Below are 15,347 nucleotides of genomic sequence, written 5' to 3' on the forward strand. Positions count from 1 at the left end.
CTGAAACCTGTTACAATGATCACACAATATGAGGCAAGCAATTTGTTGAAAACAAAGATCCCTCAGCTATCTGCCAGATCGTATCCTTCAAAAGTATCGCTGGACGTTTATGCATGTATGAACTATTTTTCAGATTACACAAAAAAGGCGGTTGAAGAACATAATTTCAGCCTGGCTAAAAAATGTTTCATTCTTGCAGAGTCATTATTCCGGGAAGGCGACAATGTTGTAAAAATGCTGATTGAAAATGTGTTCGTGTATGGGTTTTCCTCGATGTTACCCGATACTAAAGAAGAGAGAGCGTTCATTCGCTCCATCATACCGGGGAAACTCTATACCCTTTATACAAGACAGTTATCTCAATCGGGTTGTTAATTGAACATGTACGGAATTAAACATTAAAAGATGAACACTATTATTGTGCGTAATGCTACAGCGCGAGACTCGGTCTTCGCTAAGATGATCTCAGATGAAATGGAAACTTCTGCTATTGCACGTGGATCAGGGATATCAAAACGTTCTCCGGCGTCACTTATAAAGAAAATGAAGGAAGGGAAAGCAGTGATCGCAGTGACAGATGATGATCAATGGGTCGGCTTTTCTTACATAGAGATCTGGTCAAACGGTGAATTTGTTTCGAATTCAGGTCTGATCGTTGCTCCGGCTTACCGTGGAAACGGCGTTGCAAAGCAGATCAAGGCAAAAGTGTTTGAGCTGGCCAGAATATTGTATCCGCAGGCGAAAGTATTCAGTATCACTACAGGTCTTTCGATTATGAAAATGAATGCAGCGCTGGGTTTCGAGCCTGTCACGTTCAATGAGATCACGCATGAACAGAAGTTCTGGAAAGGTTGCAAAAGCTGCGTGAACTATAATATACTGACCGGTAAGAAATGCCGGAACTGTTTGTGTACGGCCATGTTGTATGAGCCGGCTGCTTTAAAGGGTCTTTAAATGGGTCATAACTTTTAATTTGATCATGCCAGAGAATTCAACGGAAGCCAGTATGCATAGTTCTCCATCAGGGAGGAAAGGAAAACTGAAGATTTACATCGGTATGAGTGCCGGCGTTGGTAAGACATTCAGGATGCTCCAGGAAACGCACAGATTGTTGCTTAACGGGGTAAATGTGAAAGTGGCCTATGTTGAAACGCATGGGAGGAGAGAGACGCAGGCGCTTATTGAAGGACTGCCTTTGATTCCCCGGAGAAGGGTATTTTATAAGGGAAAGCAGCTGGATGAACTGGATGTTCAGGCGGTGCTTTTACTTCAGCCTGAGGTGGTGATCGTGGATGAGCTGGCTCATACGAATATACCGGGGAGTAAAAATGAGAAAAGATGGCAGGACGTTATTGAGATACTCGAAGCCGGGATTGATGTCATCTCCGCTGTGAACATTCAGCATATCGAGAGCATCAATGAAGATGTAAAGGCAATCACCGGTGTAGAAGTGAAGGAACGTGTGCCTGATAAATTATTGCAGGTGGCGGACGAGGTAGTAAATATCGACCTTACTGCTGATGAGCTCATCACGCGGCTCAAAGAAGGAAAGATTTATGATAACAGCAAAGTGCAGCAGGCATTGCAGAATTTTTTCAAGCCGGAGAAGATCCTGCAGTTACGGGAACTTGCCTTAAAAGAAGTGGCCGGCCAGGTGGAAAGAAAGGTTGATCACGAAGTGACGGCTAAGGTTAATGCCTGGAAGCATGAGCGGTTTTTAGCCTGTATCTCGTCTAATCATGAAATTGCACAGCATATTATCCGTAAAACTGCAAGGCTTGCATCTTATTACAATAGCAAGTGGTATGTGCTGTATGTTCAAACGCCAAAGGAATCGGTAGAGAAGATCCCGCTGGCGGCGCAGCGTCACCTGATCAATAATTTCAAGAATGCCACCGAGCTGGGGGCGGAAGTGGTACAGAAGAAAGAAGGAGATATTGCCAGTGCGATCATAGCGATGGTAGAAGAGAAAAACATTACCACGGTTTGTATCGGAAAGCCGCATCTTAAACTATGGCAGATCATCTTAAAGACAAGTGTTTTTAACCAATTGCTGAAAACCCTTTCAAAAAATGAAGTTGATCTGGTAATTTTATCATGATGGCAAACTCCGTAAAGAAGAAAATACGACTTGGAACCTTATTCCTGTTCCTGCTGCTCCTGTTATCAGGTGGGGTATGCATATTTCATCTGATACGTTTGAAAAACGATGCAAAGGAGATCTTAAAAGACAACTATGAATCCCTTGATTACGGTCACCGGATGCAGGGCGCGCTTGATAGTGTGTCAATAGCCCCAGTCCGCTTCATGGCTGATTTTGACCGGGTACTAAGGCTCCAGGAGGAAAATCTGACAGAGGCAGGTGAGAGGGATGCGACAGTCAGTATCCGCAAACATTTTGACGTTCTCCGGAACGGCAGTGATTCTTCTCAGACCAGTCAGCAGATCCGCGCCGGTATACAACGCATTCTTTCATTGAATATGGCAGCTATCGAAGCAAAGAATGAAAAGGCTAACAGAACGGCGGACAAGGCCTTAACATATATCTCTTTTCTTGCCGCGATCATCTTCATTATCGGGATCACTTTCTCCTTCAATTTTCCTGAAGTGCTGACAACGCCCATCAATAGCCTTACGGAGGGGATCAGGGAGATCACAAACAAGAATTATCGTTACAGGATCAACCTGGAAAGGAAAGACGAGTTCGGTCAGATGGCGGATGCGTTCAACAACATGGCTGAACGCCTGGAGTATTTTGAGAACAGTAACCTCAATAAGATCATTTTTGAAAAAACAAGGGCTGAAGCAGTGATCAACAGTTTGAAGGAAGCGAGTATCGGCTTTGATAAGCATGGTGTCATCCTGTTTGCCAATGATCAGGCTTTGCAGCTTTTGGGTTTACAGGCAAAAGAGGTCATAGGGAAGCCAGTTGAGGATATAGCCAAAAGAAATGATCTGCTTCGGTTTTTGCTGGAAGAAAAAGGTAGCATGCCTTTTAAGATCGTAGTGGAGAACAGGGAAAATTACTTTACGAAGGAGATCATGGAGATCCCGCAGGATAATTCCAGCAGCAAAGTGATCGTTCTTCGCAATATCACATCTTTTAAAGAGCTGGATGTTGCTAAAACAAATTTTATTGCGACGATCTCGCACGAATTGAAAACTCCGCTTGCGTCTTCAGATTTCAGCCTGAAATTGCTGGATGATGAGCGGATCGGCAAGTTGTCGGCCGACCAGCGGGAGCTTGTTCAGCATTTAAAGGATGATAACCAGCGGATGCTGCGCATCCTGAGCGAGCTGCTGAACATGTCGCAGGTAGAGTCCGGTAAGATCCAGCTGGACATAACCGAGGTCAGACCGGAGATGATCGCTGATAATGCCATTGCGGCAGCCTCTACGACTGCCCGGGAGAAAAATATTATTATTCAAAAGAGGTATGCGGAAAATGCCGGGTTGATCAGGGCAGACGCTGAAAAGACGGGTTGGGTGCTGAATAATTTCCTGATCAATGCCATTAAGCACTCTTACGCGGACAGTACGATCATTGTAAGCATACAAAAAAATGGCTCAGAGATCGAAGTGTCGGTAACTGATCAGGGCGTAGGTATTCCATCTGAGTATTCGGAAAAGATATTTGAACGTTTTTTCAAAGTTCCGGGATCAAAAACAGCGGGGACGGGTCTTGGCCTTTCCATCTCCAAAGAATTTATTGAAGCAGAGGGAGGTCGTATCTGGATGAAAAGTGAGATAGGTCTGGGCAGTACGTTCGGATTCAGCCTGCCTGTCAGCAGGTAAGTTGGGTGCATGTCTGCCAGCAGGAAGGGTCAGAAACCTGCCGGGAAGTATACATGGTGCTGCTTTGCAGCTGTCGGAATCAACGATCTCCAGGGTTGCCGGATAGTCAGGTTGCTACGGTTAGTATGGTTTTTGTTGGTTACCTTCCGGCAAATGCCGACTCAATTATGACATGGGATATTATTCTCACTATTTTACTTGTATTGCTGAATGGCTTTTTTGTTGCGGCTGAGTTTGCGATCGTTAAGGTCCGGGTTTCGCAGATCGAGGTAAGTGAGGGCCATAATAAGACGATTTCTGCCATTGCGAAGAACGTAGTGAACAATCTCGATAGTTATCTGGCGGCTACACAACTCGGGATCACACTGGCCTCGCTTGGGCTTGGCTGGGTAGGGGAAGATGTGATGACGAGTATGATCCTTTCGGTCATAGATGGAATGGGATGGCAGATGCCTCCTGAAACCGCTCATAAGATCGCTTTACCGGTAGCCTTTCTCGTCATTACGATCCTGCATATTGTGTTTGGCGAACTTGCGCCTAAATCGCTGGCGATCCGTAAGCCTGTGCCAACAACGTTTGCGGTGGCAGTGCCGCTAAAGATCTTCTTCTTTATCTTTCGTCCGTTTATCTGGCTGCTGAACGGTTTTGCAAATTTCATTCTGCGCCTGATCGGCATAAAGCCGGCGGGTGAGCATGGCGATATTCATTCGGAAGAAGAATTGCGGGTGATCATTGCGGAAAGTCATGAAGGCGGGGTCCTGGAAGAAACCGAGAGAAGTCTGATCCAGAATGTGTTCAGCCTGGGAGACCGTCAGGTGTCTGCGCTGATGACGCCCCGTAACGAGATCACCTGGCTGGATCTTAATGCTGATCCCGTGATCAATAAAGAAAAGATCCTTTCAACTCGCCATACACTTTATCCTTTAGCAAAAGATTCGCTCGACCAGGTGGTGGGATTTGTATACTCCAAAGATCTGATCAGTGATAACCTGGATGATCAGCTTCTGCGCTTGTCCGGCTTACAACGGAAAATGTTGCTGGTGACACCACATAACAGGGCGTACCAGGTACTGGAGCAATTCCGCAGGGAAAAAGTTTATCAGGCAATGGTCGTCGATGAGTTTGGATCGGTAAAAGGAATTATCACCATCAATGATATTGTAGATGCATTGTTCGGTGATATTTCAGAAAATGATGAATTCGAATATGCGATCCAGCTAAGAGCCGATGGAAGCATGCTGGTTGATGCTCAGATCCCTTTTGACGAGTTTGTCGAACGCCTGCAAATGCAAACCGACCGGGCAAAGGACAACCTCACCGGGTATGTTACGCTGGGTGGTTTCCTGCTGGAGAAATTGGGCAGAATACCCAAGAAAGGCGACCGCGTTAAATGGAGAAATATGCGTATGGAAGTAGCAGAGATGGATCAGTTGCGTATTGCGAAGATCCTGGTTGTTCCGGCTGCGGTATAAATATATCCGGTATAATCGTTTCCGTTTTAAAGTCATAGTATCGAAGTTCAAAAGTTTGAGAATAACATCCCGGTTTCTTAAGCTTTTGAACTTTGTGCATTATTCCACGCTGATATAGCCGCATTTAATATTCTATTTGGTTCAATACACCATAAACCCGGGAGATTTTCATTTTCATAGCATAACTTGAAATCTCAATCCTACTTTCCCTCCCGTCCCTTTTTAAATTCACCCGATTGAGGGTATTGCCACTTCCGCTGATCTTCGCAAATTCACATCATGGATATAAGAGTTACCGTATTCGAAGACAACCCTATTATGCTGGATGCATATAAAGCGGTACTGAATGGAACAGAAGGATTTCATTGTGCAGGTGCTTATAAAGATTGTAATGATTGGAAGTATGTTATTGAGCGGACAACCCCCGACGTTGTGCTGATGGATATCGGGTTGCCGGGGCTGGATGGTATCGATGCCACGAAACTGATACATGAACAATTTCCGGACCTGCGCTTGCTGATCCAAACAGTATTTGATGAAGATGAAAAGATCTTTGCTGCGCTATGTGCCGGAGCTCATGGTTATGTGCTGAAGAAAACCTCACCTGCGCAACTGCTTGATGCGATCACTGAAGTGTACAGGGGAGGCAGTTCATTCAGTCCGGCTATTGCCGCAAAAGTGGTGCAACTGTTCCGCCAGTTTGCTCCACCAGTCATCCCGGTTGCGTACGAATTGACTGCGCGTGAGAAGCAAATTCTCCAATTAATGACAGAAGGGAAAAGCCTTCCGGTTATAGCGAAGGAGATATTCCTGGGTTATGAGACTGTTCGCAGTTATGTAAAGACCATTTATCAGAAGCTGCATGTAGCCAGTGCAACGGAGGCCGTTGGGAAAGCAATCCGGGAGCGACTGGTTTGAAGACCGAACCTTTAACCGTTTAAACATATCATCATGAAAATGCACTTTTTCAGTTTTCTGACTGGAACCTTCGTAGCCTGCGCTACGCTCGCCTTCATTTCCTGGCAGGATAAAAGCAATACGGAGAAAAAGCCGGACAAGGGTAAAGATCCCTGTTTCTGCAGTGCTGTTGCCGACTACGACCGTATTTCCCTCGAAGATGCACTGAAGATCGTGGGAAATTATGGCAACATTGAACGGCTCACTTCTGAACTGGTCGTAAATACTCCCTTATCAGGAAACCTTTTTCCCTGGAATACAGGTTTGGAAAGGACTGAAATCTCCCGGCTGAGGGAAGTTCACAAACGGGACGATGCAAGGGCCATCTGGTTCAGCCTGGACAAATTGAAAGCTTATATCTGCGCCATCGAAAAACAAGTGTCGAAAATAGATACAAGTGCATGCAAGATCCGCAATCTTGGTATAAGGATGTATTACGGCCGCTATACCGGTGAGGTGGACGAAGTGGCCCGGGATTATGTGGACCGTCATACGATATTCATGGTGCCGACTTATGTGTCGGACAGTATGCCTGTTAGATTTGACGGAGATATTTTTTACCGCTATAAACACCAGGATTTCGATCCATGGGCATCATCCCGATGCAAGATCAACACGTTCCGCTATCCACCTGACCAACTTCCCACAAAACCGCTTGATGCGATACTAAGCATTTCGCCAAACTATGGCAGAAGGATCCGTCTTCTCTGGCCGGGCATAGATTCACTGCCACCTGCCAATGGCCCGTTTTCCTTTGAAACATCCCTGTATTTCGATGGCCCGTTGATGAACCAGGGACAATTAACGCCACCTTTTTCCGGCGGAACTTCATTCTAATAAGCTTGTATGACCCTCGAAATTAAAAACATTCTGCTCGTCTGTGAAATCATCGCCGCTGTTGCCGGACTGATCTATTACCGGAAAACCCCGATCAAATTATTCTCCTGGTTCCTGGTGGCAGTGGCGATCATTGAGCTGACGGGATTGTACATGCGTCTTAAGGAATGGTATGGGCCGTTGTTGAAATTTTACACACTGATCGCAATACCCTTGCAGATGATCATGCTGCACGGAGTATTTATCATCTATTTTAGGTTCACCAAAAAGAAAACGGTGCCATGGATCTGCCTGGGGGTATATCTTTTGTCGTTTGTAACGGAAATGTTATTTCTTACCGGTACAAAAAACGTGTATCTCTCTGCCAGTTATTCGACAGGTAATATTTGCCTCCTCGTGCTGATAATGCTGTATTTCCAGCATATTATGAAAACGCCGGAGATATTCTATCTCAGATCCGGTATGATGTTTTATATCTGTACCGGACTGTTGTTATTCTATCTCGGGTCATTTCCTTTTTTTGCTTTGTTCAATTACCTGGTTGAAAACTATTCGGCCTTTCAAAAAAAATATTATTGGGCAATGATGACCCTTAGCTGCCTGATGTACCTAACCTTTACCGCAGGTTTTATATGGAGCAAACAGAAATAAACATCTTCCTTATATTAGCCAATGTAGTGATACTCGTCTTTATAGCGGGTATCATTGTATTTATTTTACAGTATAGAAAAAGAATGCTGATCCACAGGCGTGAGTTGCTGGAAAAAGAGTTTGCCACCCGGAAAGATACACTGTACCAGGTGAGCCGGGATCTGCATGACGATATCGGAGCGGGAATGAGTGGTATCAATATGCTGCTGCAGCTGGCTATTGCTCAAACGAAGAACGGGCAGCAGCAGCCTGCTTCAGACTCTCTTCAGCATATACAGGGCTATACAGAAGATGTAATTGAAAAGATCAGTGACCTGTCCTTTCTTTTGCAACCCAAAGCTGAAACAATGAGTATCGTTTTTGACCGGTTAAAGCAATATGCAGAAACGTTATGCAATGCGAAGAATATACAATTTCATTCTGCCAGCATTGAAGAGGTGAAGCTTTTGCAACTTGATCTGTTGCACCGGCGAAATATTTTCCTCATTTGTAAAGAAGCGATCAATAATGCAATAAAATATAGTAATACCTCAGATCTTTTTTTCAGCATTTCAAAGCAGGATAGCATGTATAAAATAACAATTAAAGACGAAGGGATCGGGTTTTTGATAAACAGATCTCCTTCAGGTAATGGTATTGGAAATATGCAGGCACGATGCAGGGAGATCAACGTGCTGTTTGAGATCTCCACGGAATTGGGAAAGGGTACTGCTATCAGTATCCGCATCCCTTCATAGATCAGGCTTATGATCTGCCATTGAATCTTGAATATTGCAATGACAATGGTCTTTGCTGAATTAAGCACTACGCTCATTCAATTACATCAAACAAATCACCGCCTTAGCTAAATACCCCCAATTGCGGGGGTGGAAATGCATACCACTTGCTTCAACTTTGAAGAAAAAGAATATGCAATCCTTCAACACTCCTTCAACTCCAGCTGGCGATCTGCCTGAGCCGCACAGATTTTCCTTCAGGCATCTTTCCTGGTTGTTGCCGCTGATAACCATGTTCTTTTCCTGCGATACTGCGTTCCGCATTGCAGGTGCGAACGAAGATATAAGTGTAACGGAAGCGGCCAGCGATACGGAGACCCTGCTCCAGGATGCCATCAATACCCTGCAAGACGAATCGCAGAGCTGGCAAACGACGTTAAAGAATCTGGCGGATCAATTGACCGGTGAAACGCAAAGCACCATCAGTAATGAAGTGACAGATCTTATTGCAAGAGCGCAGGCATCAGCCGGCGCCGAGTTGAAATGTTATACAGATTTCTTCAGAACAAGAATGAAGCAGGAACTGACACGATTGATCGATATGGTCCGAGGCCGGAATGACCTGCCTTCATTAGAACCCATCTTCTGTACCGCAGTGCCTTCATCCATAGATATGAACCTTGCTCCAGACAGAAGGAATAAGATTGAACTCTTCGGGTATGATTTTGACAGATATAGTATCTCCGGTGCGAATATAAAAGCAGCCTTGATCAGTACCTCCGGGATGGTAGACGTGACCGAACATCTTACACAGCAATCCATTTATCTGATGACGTTGAACCTGGGAAGCAATGGTATTCAACTCACAGAAAATTCATCAAAGATCAGGTTTACCAGTGGCGGTAAATTGATTGCTGAATTGCCTGTTATCCAGCAGAGGATCGCAAGATGTGCAGTCACTGAAGGAGATCTTAGGCCGATCGAAGACATCCTGGATTTTGTTCCGGGAAAAGTGGGCGCTGGTGACCGCGATTTTGGTGGCTCAGTAAAGATCAGGATGACATTCAAGCTGTCTGTTTCCAGCGATGGACAAAGTGTTTCCGCAAAAATCTTCATGAGGGCAAAAGAATACCAAACAATGGCCAATGATCACAGCCACGCTGAAAAGACCGAAACTTTTACGTTGTACCGGGCGCCTGCCGGCTATCTGATCGAGGACATACTCAGTGAAAAGAACTACGTCTATGAAGGTATCGATAAGGATCATGATGTGGAGATCTTCAATATCGCCGGCGGCTATGCTATAAAAAAACTAAAGGTGTATGGAGACCGCTGGGGAGAGGATATTGGAAGTTACACCAAAGCAAGTTTTTATCTGCAGGATATTAAGGTCAGGCTCCGGCAGTCCCGGAACTGCAGGTAAAGGCGGGGTTCAACCTTGTATTTATTTTTTAACCATTAAATAGTACGATCATGTCAGACTTTCTTATTACCGATCTATCAACGGCACAAATTAATGATGCCCAGGTAAAAAAATTTGTAGACCATGTTGTCGATTACCTCAAGCCACAGATCTATGAGGCTCTATACAACAGGTCGGAGAACAAACCCGCGAATTATGAACCGCTTTCTGCGGGTGTAAAACAAGCGAAGAACTACAAATCGCTTGCGGCCGTGGTTCATGAACGACTGGCTGCTAAAAGTGTTGACCAGGTAAAGTCTATGTTGTTAGACAGGGGGCCAAGACTGGAGCTCGCACGGGCGACCCGGGTAAATTTTGAACCGGAAGCATATAAAGATGCGGTGGTAAAATTTAAAAGAACCGATTTTAAAACCGATTTCCGGTATGTGAATGATAGCCTGTTCACCAGGCGCTTCGCCGGTATATTGGAACTGACAGACGATGCCGCGCCGGAAGAACGGGCCGCAAACGTAGCACTTGCATCCACCATTTCCGTTGCAAGAACATTGAAACTCATGTTGAAGACGGTGAAGTGCGTGGATGAGACCGATCCTGAATGGTGGGGTAAAGATTCGATTTCCGTAGGTGGCGTTGCTGTAGACGACAAGGATGTAACCACGAAGATCGCCGCCTTTTCAGCTGGAACGTTCAATGACGGGAATGTGAAACACTTCAACCCGGACCATGAGTTGAAATCATTCCGTCTCGACAATGTGAATCCCTCCGTATTCACTGCATTTCTTACCATCGCGGAAAAAGACAATGGGGGTTTCAGCGACTTTCTCCAGGAACTGTATGAGTCGATCAAAGCTCACCTCGTAGTTATCCTTACCGCTATCGGTGCAGCAGCGGGAACAGCTATTGGTGCGGCTATTGGCGGAACCGTAGGCACTGCGATAGCGGGACCTTTGGGTACGGTCATCGGTGCTGCAGCTGGCATGATCCTCGGCGCACTGGTTGGCTGGCTCGTTGGCGTGCTCAAAGATGACATCTTCGACCCACGCGTGTATGCGATCAAATTGAAAAGGAACGTGCCTTTTGTGGGACCGGTGAAACGTCTTAACTATCGCGACTTCGGCGGAACCTACTATATGGATGTATACTGGATGGCCTCGTAGGAAAGCAAAGAAGGAATGAGCAGAGCTTAAAAGTCTGGTGTGGCGAACAACTCAACGGTTCGCCCACCTGAACTTTTAAGCTTTGTGTTTACCCACCCTTTCATGACCAACAACTTTTATGCATATGGGTTGTTATAGATAAATATTTTGCCGGGGCGCGTCAAAGCCCGGGCAGTGTTATGGAAATATTGTATTCGCTAAATTTGTGGATACTTATGCAAATCTTATTAAAAAATATATGAAAAAGATCGGGTTTTTATCTTTTGGTCACTGGGCGAATCATCCGGCGTATAGCACGAGAACAGCGGGTGATACATTGCTCCAATCCATTGATCTTGCCGTGGCCGCAGAAGAGATCGGGATCGATGGTGCGTATTTTCGTGTGCATCACTTCGCAAAGCAGCTGGCTTCACCATTTCCGCTATTGTCGGCTATTGGTGCAAAAACAAGCAAGATCGAGATCGGTACCGGTGTGATCGATATGCGGTATGAAAATCCATTGTATATGGTGGAAGAAGCGGGAGCCACGGATCTTATCGCAGGGGGGCGCTTACAGTTAGGGATCAGCAGAGGATCGCCCGAGCAGGTAATTGACGGATGGAAGTATTTTGGGTACAAGCCGGCAGAAGGTGAGAATGACTCCGATATGGGGCGGATCAAGGGCTTGAAATTTTTAGAGCACCTGAACGGCGTTGGCTTTGCGCAGCCAAACCCCAATCCGATGTTTCCAAATCCTCCCGGCCTGCTGCGATTGGAACCTTATTCCGAAGGGTTGCGTGATCGTATCTGGTGGGGTGCTGCTTCCAATGCTACGGCGGTATGGGCCGCGGAAAATGGCATGAATCTTCAAAGTTCAACATTGAAATTTGATGAGAGCGGAAAGCCGTTCCATATACAACAGGCGGAACAGATCAGATTATATAAAGAGGCCTGGAAAAAAGCGGGACATAAACGCGAACCGCGGGTATCTGTGAGCCGGTCGATTTTTGCATTGATTAACGAGCAGGACAGGCAGTATTTCGGGCGTGAAGGCCGCAGTACAGACCAGATCGGTGTACTGGAAGCAGACAGAAGGGCGATCTTCGGCAGAAGTTATGCCGCAGAACCTGATCAGCTGATCAAAGAGCTGGCACAGGATGAAGCGCTGCAGGAGGCTGATACGATCCTTCTGACGATCCCTAATACTCTGGGTGTTGAATATAACGTCCATGTACTTTCTGCTATACTCGATCATGTAGCTCCGGGACTGGGGTGGCGTTAAGTTGATTGGTGCAGGTTCCCCATGGATGAACGCAGATCAAAGGGCGGGGCGCGGATAGTTTTCTGCCGGACAGGTATTGTCTGCGTATCTGCGAGCCTTGATCTGCGTTCATTCCATCTAACAAAAACTTATCTGCCTTACGCAGTGCGGCAGACAAGACAGTTAGCTACCTTACTCTACTTTGACCAATGTCTTATAATCTGCGGCAACCTTACGCAGACGTTTTTAAACTGACTCGAACCTTCAAAAGGAAGTCTCTTCATGGTGAACAAGCTTCGTTACAAGACAAAGATTGCGATAATAGGTGCGGGTCAGGCGGGGCTTTCCGCTGCGTATCATCTGAAAAAACTCGGTTTGGAAATTGGAAAGGATTTCATCATTCTTGATGAAGCGCCCCATCCCGGAGGAGCCTGGCAATTCCGGTGGCCTTCCCTGACATTGAGTACGGTCAACAGGATCCATGATCTGCCGGGTATGTCCTTTGAAGAGACCTTAACACACAATGAGGCAGAGGTTCTGGCCAGTGTTGCGGTACCTCACTATTACGAACTCTATGAAAAGAAGTTTGATCTCCGGGTTTATCGGCCGTTGAAAATTGAAAGAGTCTATTTGCATGATGACCGGTTTTACATCGATTCATCGAAAGCTTTGTTTTCAGCGTCCGGCATTATCAATGCGACGGGTACCTGGGAGAATCCTTACATCCCCGAATATCCCGGTGCACAGCTTTTCGGCGGTGAGCAATTACATACAAAGGATTACAAAACGGCGGATCACTTCAAAGGAAAACATGTGATCATTGTAGGCGGTGGGATTTCTGCTATTCAATTGCTGGACCAGATCTCTAAAGTTACCACTACTACATGGGTGACCAGGCGTCCGCCGGAATTCAGGAATGGACCATTCGATGATGCTGCCGGTCATAAGGCGGTAGCGATGGTGGAGGAGCGCGTGAGAAAGGGCTTGCTGCCTCTGTCGGTTGTATCCGTTACAGGTTTGCCCGTTTCGCCCGCTGTGGAAGATATGGAAAGAAGGGGCGTTCTCAAACGTTTCCCCATGTTCAGTGAGATAACCAAAGATGGTGTGAAATGGGATGACGGAAGGATGGAGAAAGCCGATGTGATCCTTTGGAATACGGGGTTCAAAAGCGCTCTTGCGCATTTGGATCAGGTATTACCGAGAGAGGAGGGTGGCGGGATCCTGATGGCCGGCAGACTGGCGACAATGGTGGCTAAAGAACCAAGGATCCATTTGGTCGGATATGGGCCTTCCGCTTCAACTATTGGTGCGAATCGTGCAGGGGGAGCGGCTGCGCGTGAACTGATGAAAACATTGGGGATTGAAGCCTGATCATTGATCCGCAAACATACTGCATCTGAATAATTGGGCCGCCTGTGCAAGGTGGCCTTTATGATTTACCACCTGAAAAGTCATCCGCAGTCAGAATGTTTCTGATATTAAATGCTATCTTTTGTACCTGATGTGGAATGAACACCGGAAGACCGAAGACCCATTCTCCGGCTGATCGCAACGCTGAACATGGCCGCCTTGTTAAAATGTAAAGTATGATCTATGTCGTATGATGTAACAAATAAATTACCAGTACTCACAGCACCATTACGTCCGATCGATGAAGTGATCGGCCGGATGGAAAAACTGATTGAGAATTGCATACACAACCAAAGCAGGCTCGGCTATTTCGCAAGCCTGTATCATAAGGTGACCGTCAGAGTGAGAGAAGGGATTGATAACAATGAATTCGAAGACAATGAAAGAATGGAGAAATTTGATGTGTTGTTTGCCAGTCGTTATCTCGATGCAATGGATGCAATAGAAAAAGGAGGCAGGATCACCGGTTCATGGCAGGTAGCCATCGATTCTTCCAGGAAACCCTCTGTAGTGATCTTACAACATTTGCTGATGGGAATGAATGCCCATATCAACCTCGACTTAGGGATTGCAGCAGCGGAAGTAACACGGGACGCAGATATCCAGCAGATCCGGAAAGATTTTAACACCATCAATAGCATACTTGGTTCGCTGGTCTTTGAGATACTCAATCAGCTGAACAAAGTTTCTCCGTTATTATCGTTATTCGGGCTGAGCGCCAACAATGACTCATTACTGATACAATTCAGCCTGGTCAACGCGAGAGATGGTGCATGGAATTTCGCTGAAGATCTTCACCTGAAAAAAGCGGATGAGTTTCATGCCTGCATTGCGGCAAGAGATGAAACCATCAGCAAGTTGGGAGCTTCGCTGGTTACATCAAAAGGGTTTTTGCTAAGGGTGACGCGATGGGTTGTCTGGTTGTTCGAATGGAAAAGACCGGCGAAGGTGATCGCCGTGCTATTCCATTCTGAAAAAAAATATGTAACTGAGTCGAATGGAAAACTTATTGCAACAGCAAAATCTAAGCCTTCATAGATCGAAGCAATGATAATACCTGTCATGTAAGAAATAGGTAACATCGATTTACTTTTCCTGGTAGCTATTCTTTATGAACAAAACGATCTGCTCCGCTACCCATGACGTTGCTTCTGATATATACACGAGAAAATCCCGATCGTATATACAACCGGGATGAACCAACTCAAACCTTCACCAACTATTTTCAATTTGTTTAATCTGCTAATTTGATAAACGTACACTCTTCCACTTTGATTGTTTCCTCTCTCTCTTCCCACTCATCAATTTGCTGCCCGTTCTTGATCTGTTTAGCAGACCATGTATGTTTGCCTGCAGGTAATGCAACGTTTATCACATTAATGCCTGTTGGTGTGCCACATTCGGGCTTTTGAATATGGGATAATGTAATAGTGCCGGATTCTTTGCCATCCACAAAGATCTTGATAGCGTCATATTTGCTGCTCTGGAGAAAAGTATAGAACATGAGATTTCCAGTAGGTGTTTTGTCCTTCTTACAGCTATACATCACCGTTATAATGCAGAGTAGTAAAAAAGTTAACGTAGTTGTTTTGAAAAACCTTTTCATGATAAGATGTTTAATTGTTTTTTATTTTAATTGATGACACAAAAATATTTTTGTCCTGTTGTCAGATCAATTATTGTTGGCTA

The 15,347-nt window shown here is 45.6% G+C and carries 15 protein-coding genes; 14 read left to right on the forward strand and 1 reads right to left on the reverse strand.

Annotated features, from left to right (window positions below; all coding sequences use genetic code 11):
- Window positions 1-15: 15 nt before the first annotated feature.
- From LZZ85_RS12165 to LZZ85_RS12230, 14 genes are all read left to right on the forward strand, one after another.
- Window positions 16-375 carry a DUF7674 family protein gene (locus LZZ85_RS12165; RefSeq protein ID WP_237872026.1) on the forward strand — a complete coding sequence of 120 codons (360 nt, stop codon included), beginning with the start codon at window positions 16-18 and terminating at the stop codon, window positions 373-375.
- 30 nt (window positions 376-405) lie between these two features.
- Window positions 406-954 carry a GNAT family N-acetyltransferase gene (locus LZZ85_RS12170; protein ID WP_237872028.1) on the forward strand — a complete coding sequence of 183 codons (549 nt, stop codon included), beginning with the start codon at window positions 406-408 and terminating at the stop codon, window positions 952-954.
- A gap of 25 nt (window positions 955-979) precedes the next feature.
- Entirely contained in the window at window positions 980-2,101 is a 1,122-nt protein-coding gene (locus LZZ85_RS12175) for a sensor protein KdpD (RefSeq protein ID WP_237872030.1), read from the forward strand.
- The gene (locus LZZ85_RS12180; RefSeq protein ID WP_237872032.1) at window positions 2,101-3,795 is read left to right on the forward strand and encodes a HAMP domain-containing sensor histidine kinase; all 1,695 of its coding nucleotides are present in this window, start codon (window positions 2,101-2,103) and stop codon (window positions 3,793-3,795) included. The genes LZZ85_RS12175 and LZZ85_RS12180 overlap by 1 nt, the downstream gene beginning before the upstream one ends.
- A 167-nt stretch (window positions 3,796-3,962) precedes the next feature.
- Entirely contained in the window at window positions 3,963-5,267 is a 1,305-nt protein-coding gene (locus LZZ85_RS12185; protein WP_237872034.1) for a hemolysin family protein, read from the forward strand.
- Window positions 5,268-5,546: 279 nt separating this feature from the next.
- Window positions 5,547-6,185, forward strand: a complete 639-nt coding sequence (locus tag LZZ85_RS12190; protein ID WP_237872036.1) for a response regulator — start codon at window positions 5,547-5,549, stop codon at window positions 6,183-6,185.
- A 33-nt stretch (window positions 6,186-6,218) separates the two neighbouring features.
- Window positions 6,219-7,061, forward strand: coding sequence for a hypothetical protein (locus LZZ85_RS12195; RefSeq protein ID WP_237872038.1), 843 nt, complete (start codon window positions 6,219-6,221; stop codon window positions 7,059-7,061).
- A 9-nt stretch (window positions 7,062-7,070) separates the two neighbouring features.
- Window positions 7,071-7,712: a hypothetical protein gene (locus LZZ85_RS12200; protein ID WP_237872041.1), complete on the forward strand. Its 642-nt coding sequence runs from the start codon at window positions 7,071-7,073 to the stop codon at window positions 7,710-7,712.
- Window positions 7,694-8,449 (forward strand): sensor histidine kinase, encoded by a 756-nt coding sequence (locus LZZ85_RS12205; protein WP_237872043.1) that lies wholly within the window; start codon window positions 7,694-7,696, stop codon window positions 8,447-8,449. Before LZZ85_RS12200 ends, LZZ85_RS12205 begins: the two co-directional genes overlap by 19 nt.
- 157 nt (window positions 8,450-8,606) lie before the next feature.
- On the forward strand, window positions 8,607-9,851 hold the full coding sequence (locus LZZ85_RS12210; RefSeq protein WP_237872045.1) for a hypothetical protein: 1,245 nt from the start codon (window positions 8,607-8,609) through the stop codon (window positions 9,849-9,851).
- A 50-nt stretch (window positions 9,852-9,901) separates the two neighbouring features.
- Window positions 9,902-11,008, forward strand: coding sequence for a hypothetical protein (locus LZZ85_RS12215; RefSeq protein ID WP_237872047.1), 1,107 nt, complete (start codon window positions 9,902-9,904; stop codon window positions 11,006-11,008).
- A gap of 238 nt (window positions 11,009-11,246) precedes the next feature.
- Complete coding sequence (locus LZZ85_RS12220; protein WP_237872049.1) at window positions 11,247-12,269, forward strand: LLM class flavin-dependent oxidoreductase; 1,023 nt, start codon at window positions 11,247-11,249, stop codon at window positions 12,267-12,269.
- A 261-nt stretch (window positions 12,270-12,530) separates the two neighbouring features.
- Entirely contained in the window at window positions 12,531-13,619 is a 1,089-nt protein-coding gene (locus tag LZZ85_RS12225) for an NAD(P)-binding domain-containing protein (protein WP_237872051.1), read from the forward strand.
- 222 nt (window positions 13,620-13,841) lie between these two features.
- Window positions 13,842-14,696: a DUF5995 family protein gene (locus tag LZZ85_RS12230; RefSeq protein WP_237872053.1), complete on the forward strand. Its 855-nt coding sequence runs from the start codon at window positions 13,842-13,844 to the stop codon at window positions 14,694-14,696.
- Between the two features lie 196 nt (window positions 14,697-14,892).
- Here LZZ85_RS12230 and LZZ85_RS12235 read toward each other — a convergent pair whose 3' ends face one another.
- Window positions 14,893-15,264: a hypothetical protein gene (locus tag LZZ85_RS12235; protein WP_237872055.1), complete on the reverse strand. Its 372-nt coding sequence runs from the start codon at window positions 15,262-15,264 to the stop codon at window positions 14,893-14,895.
- Between the last annotated feature and the right edge of the window lie 83 nt (window positions 15,265-15,347).

Source organism: Terrimonas ginsenosidimutans (genome assembly GCF_022012415.1).
Lineage (GTDB): Bacteria > Bacteroidota > Bacteroidia > Chitinophagales > Chitinophagaceae > Terrimonas_A > Terrimonas_A ginsenosidimutans.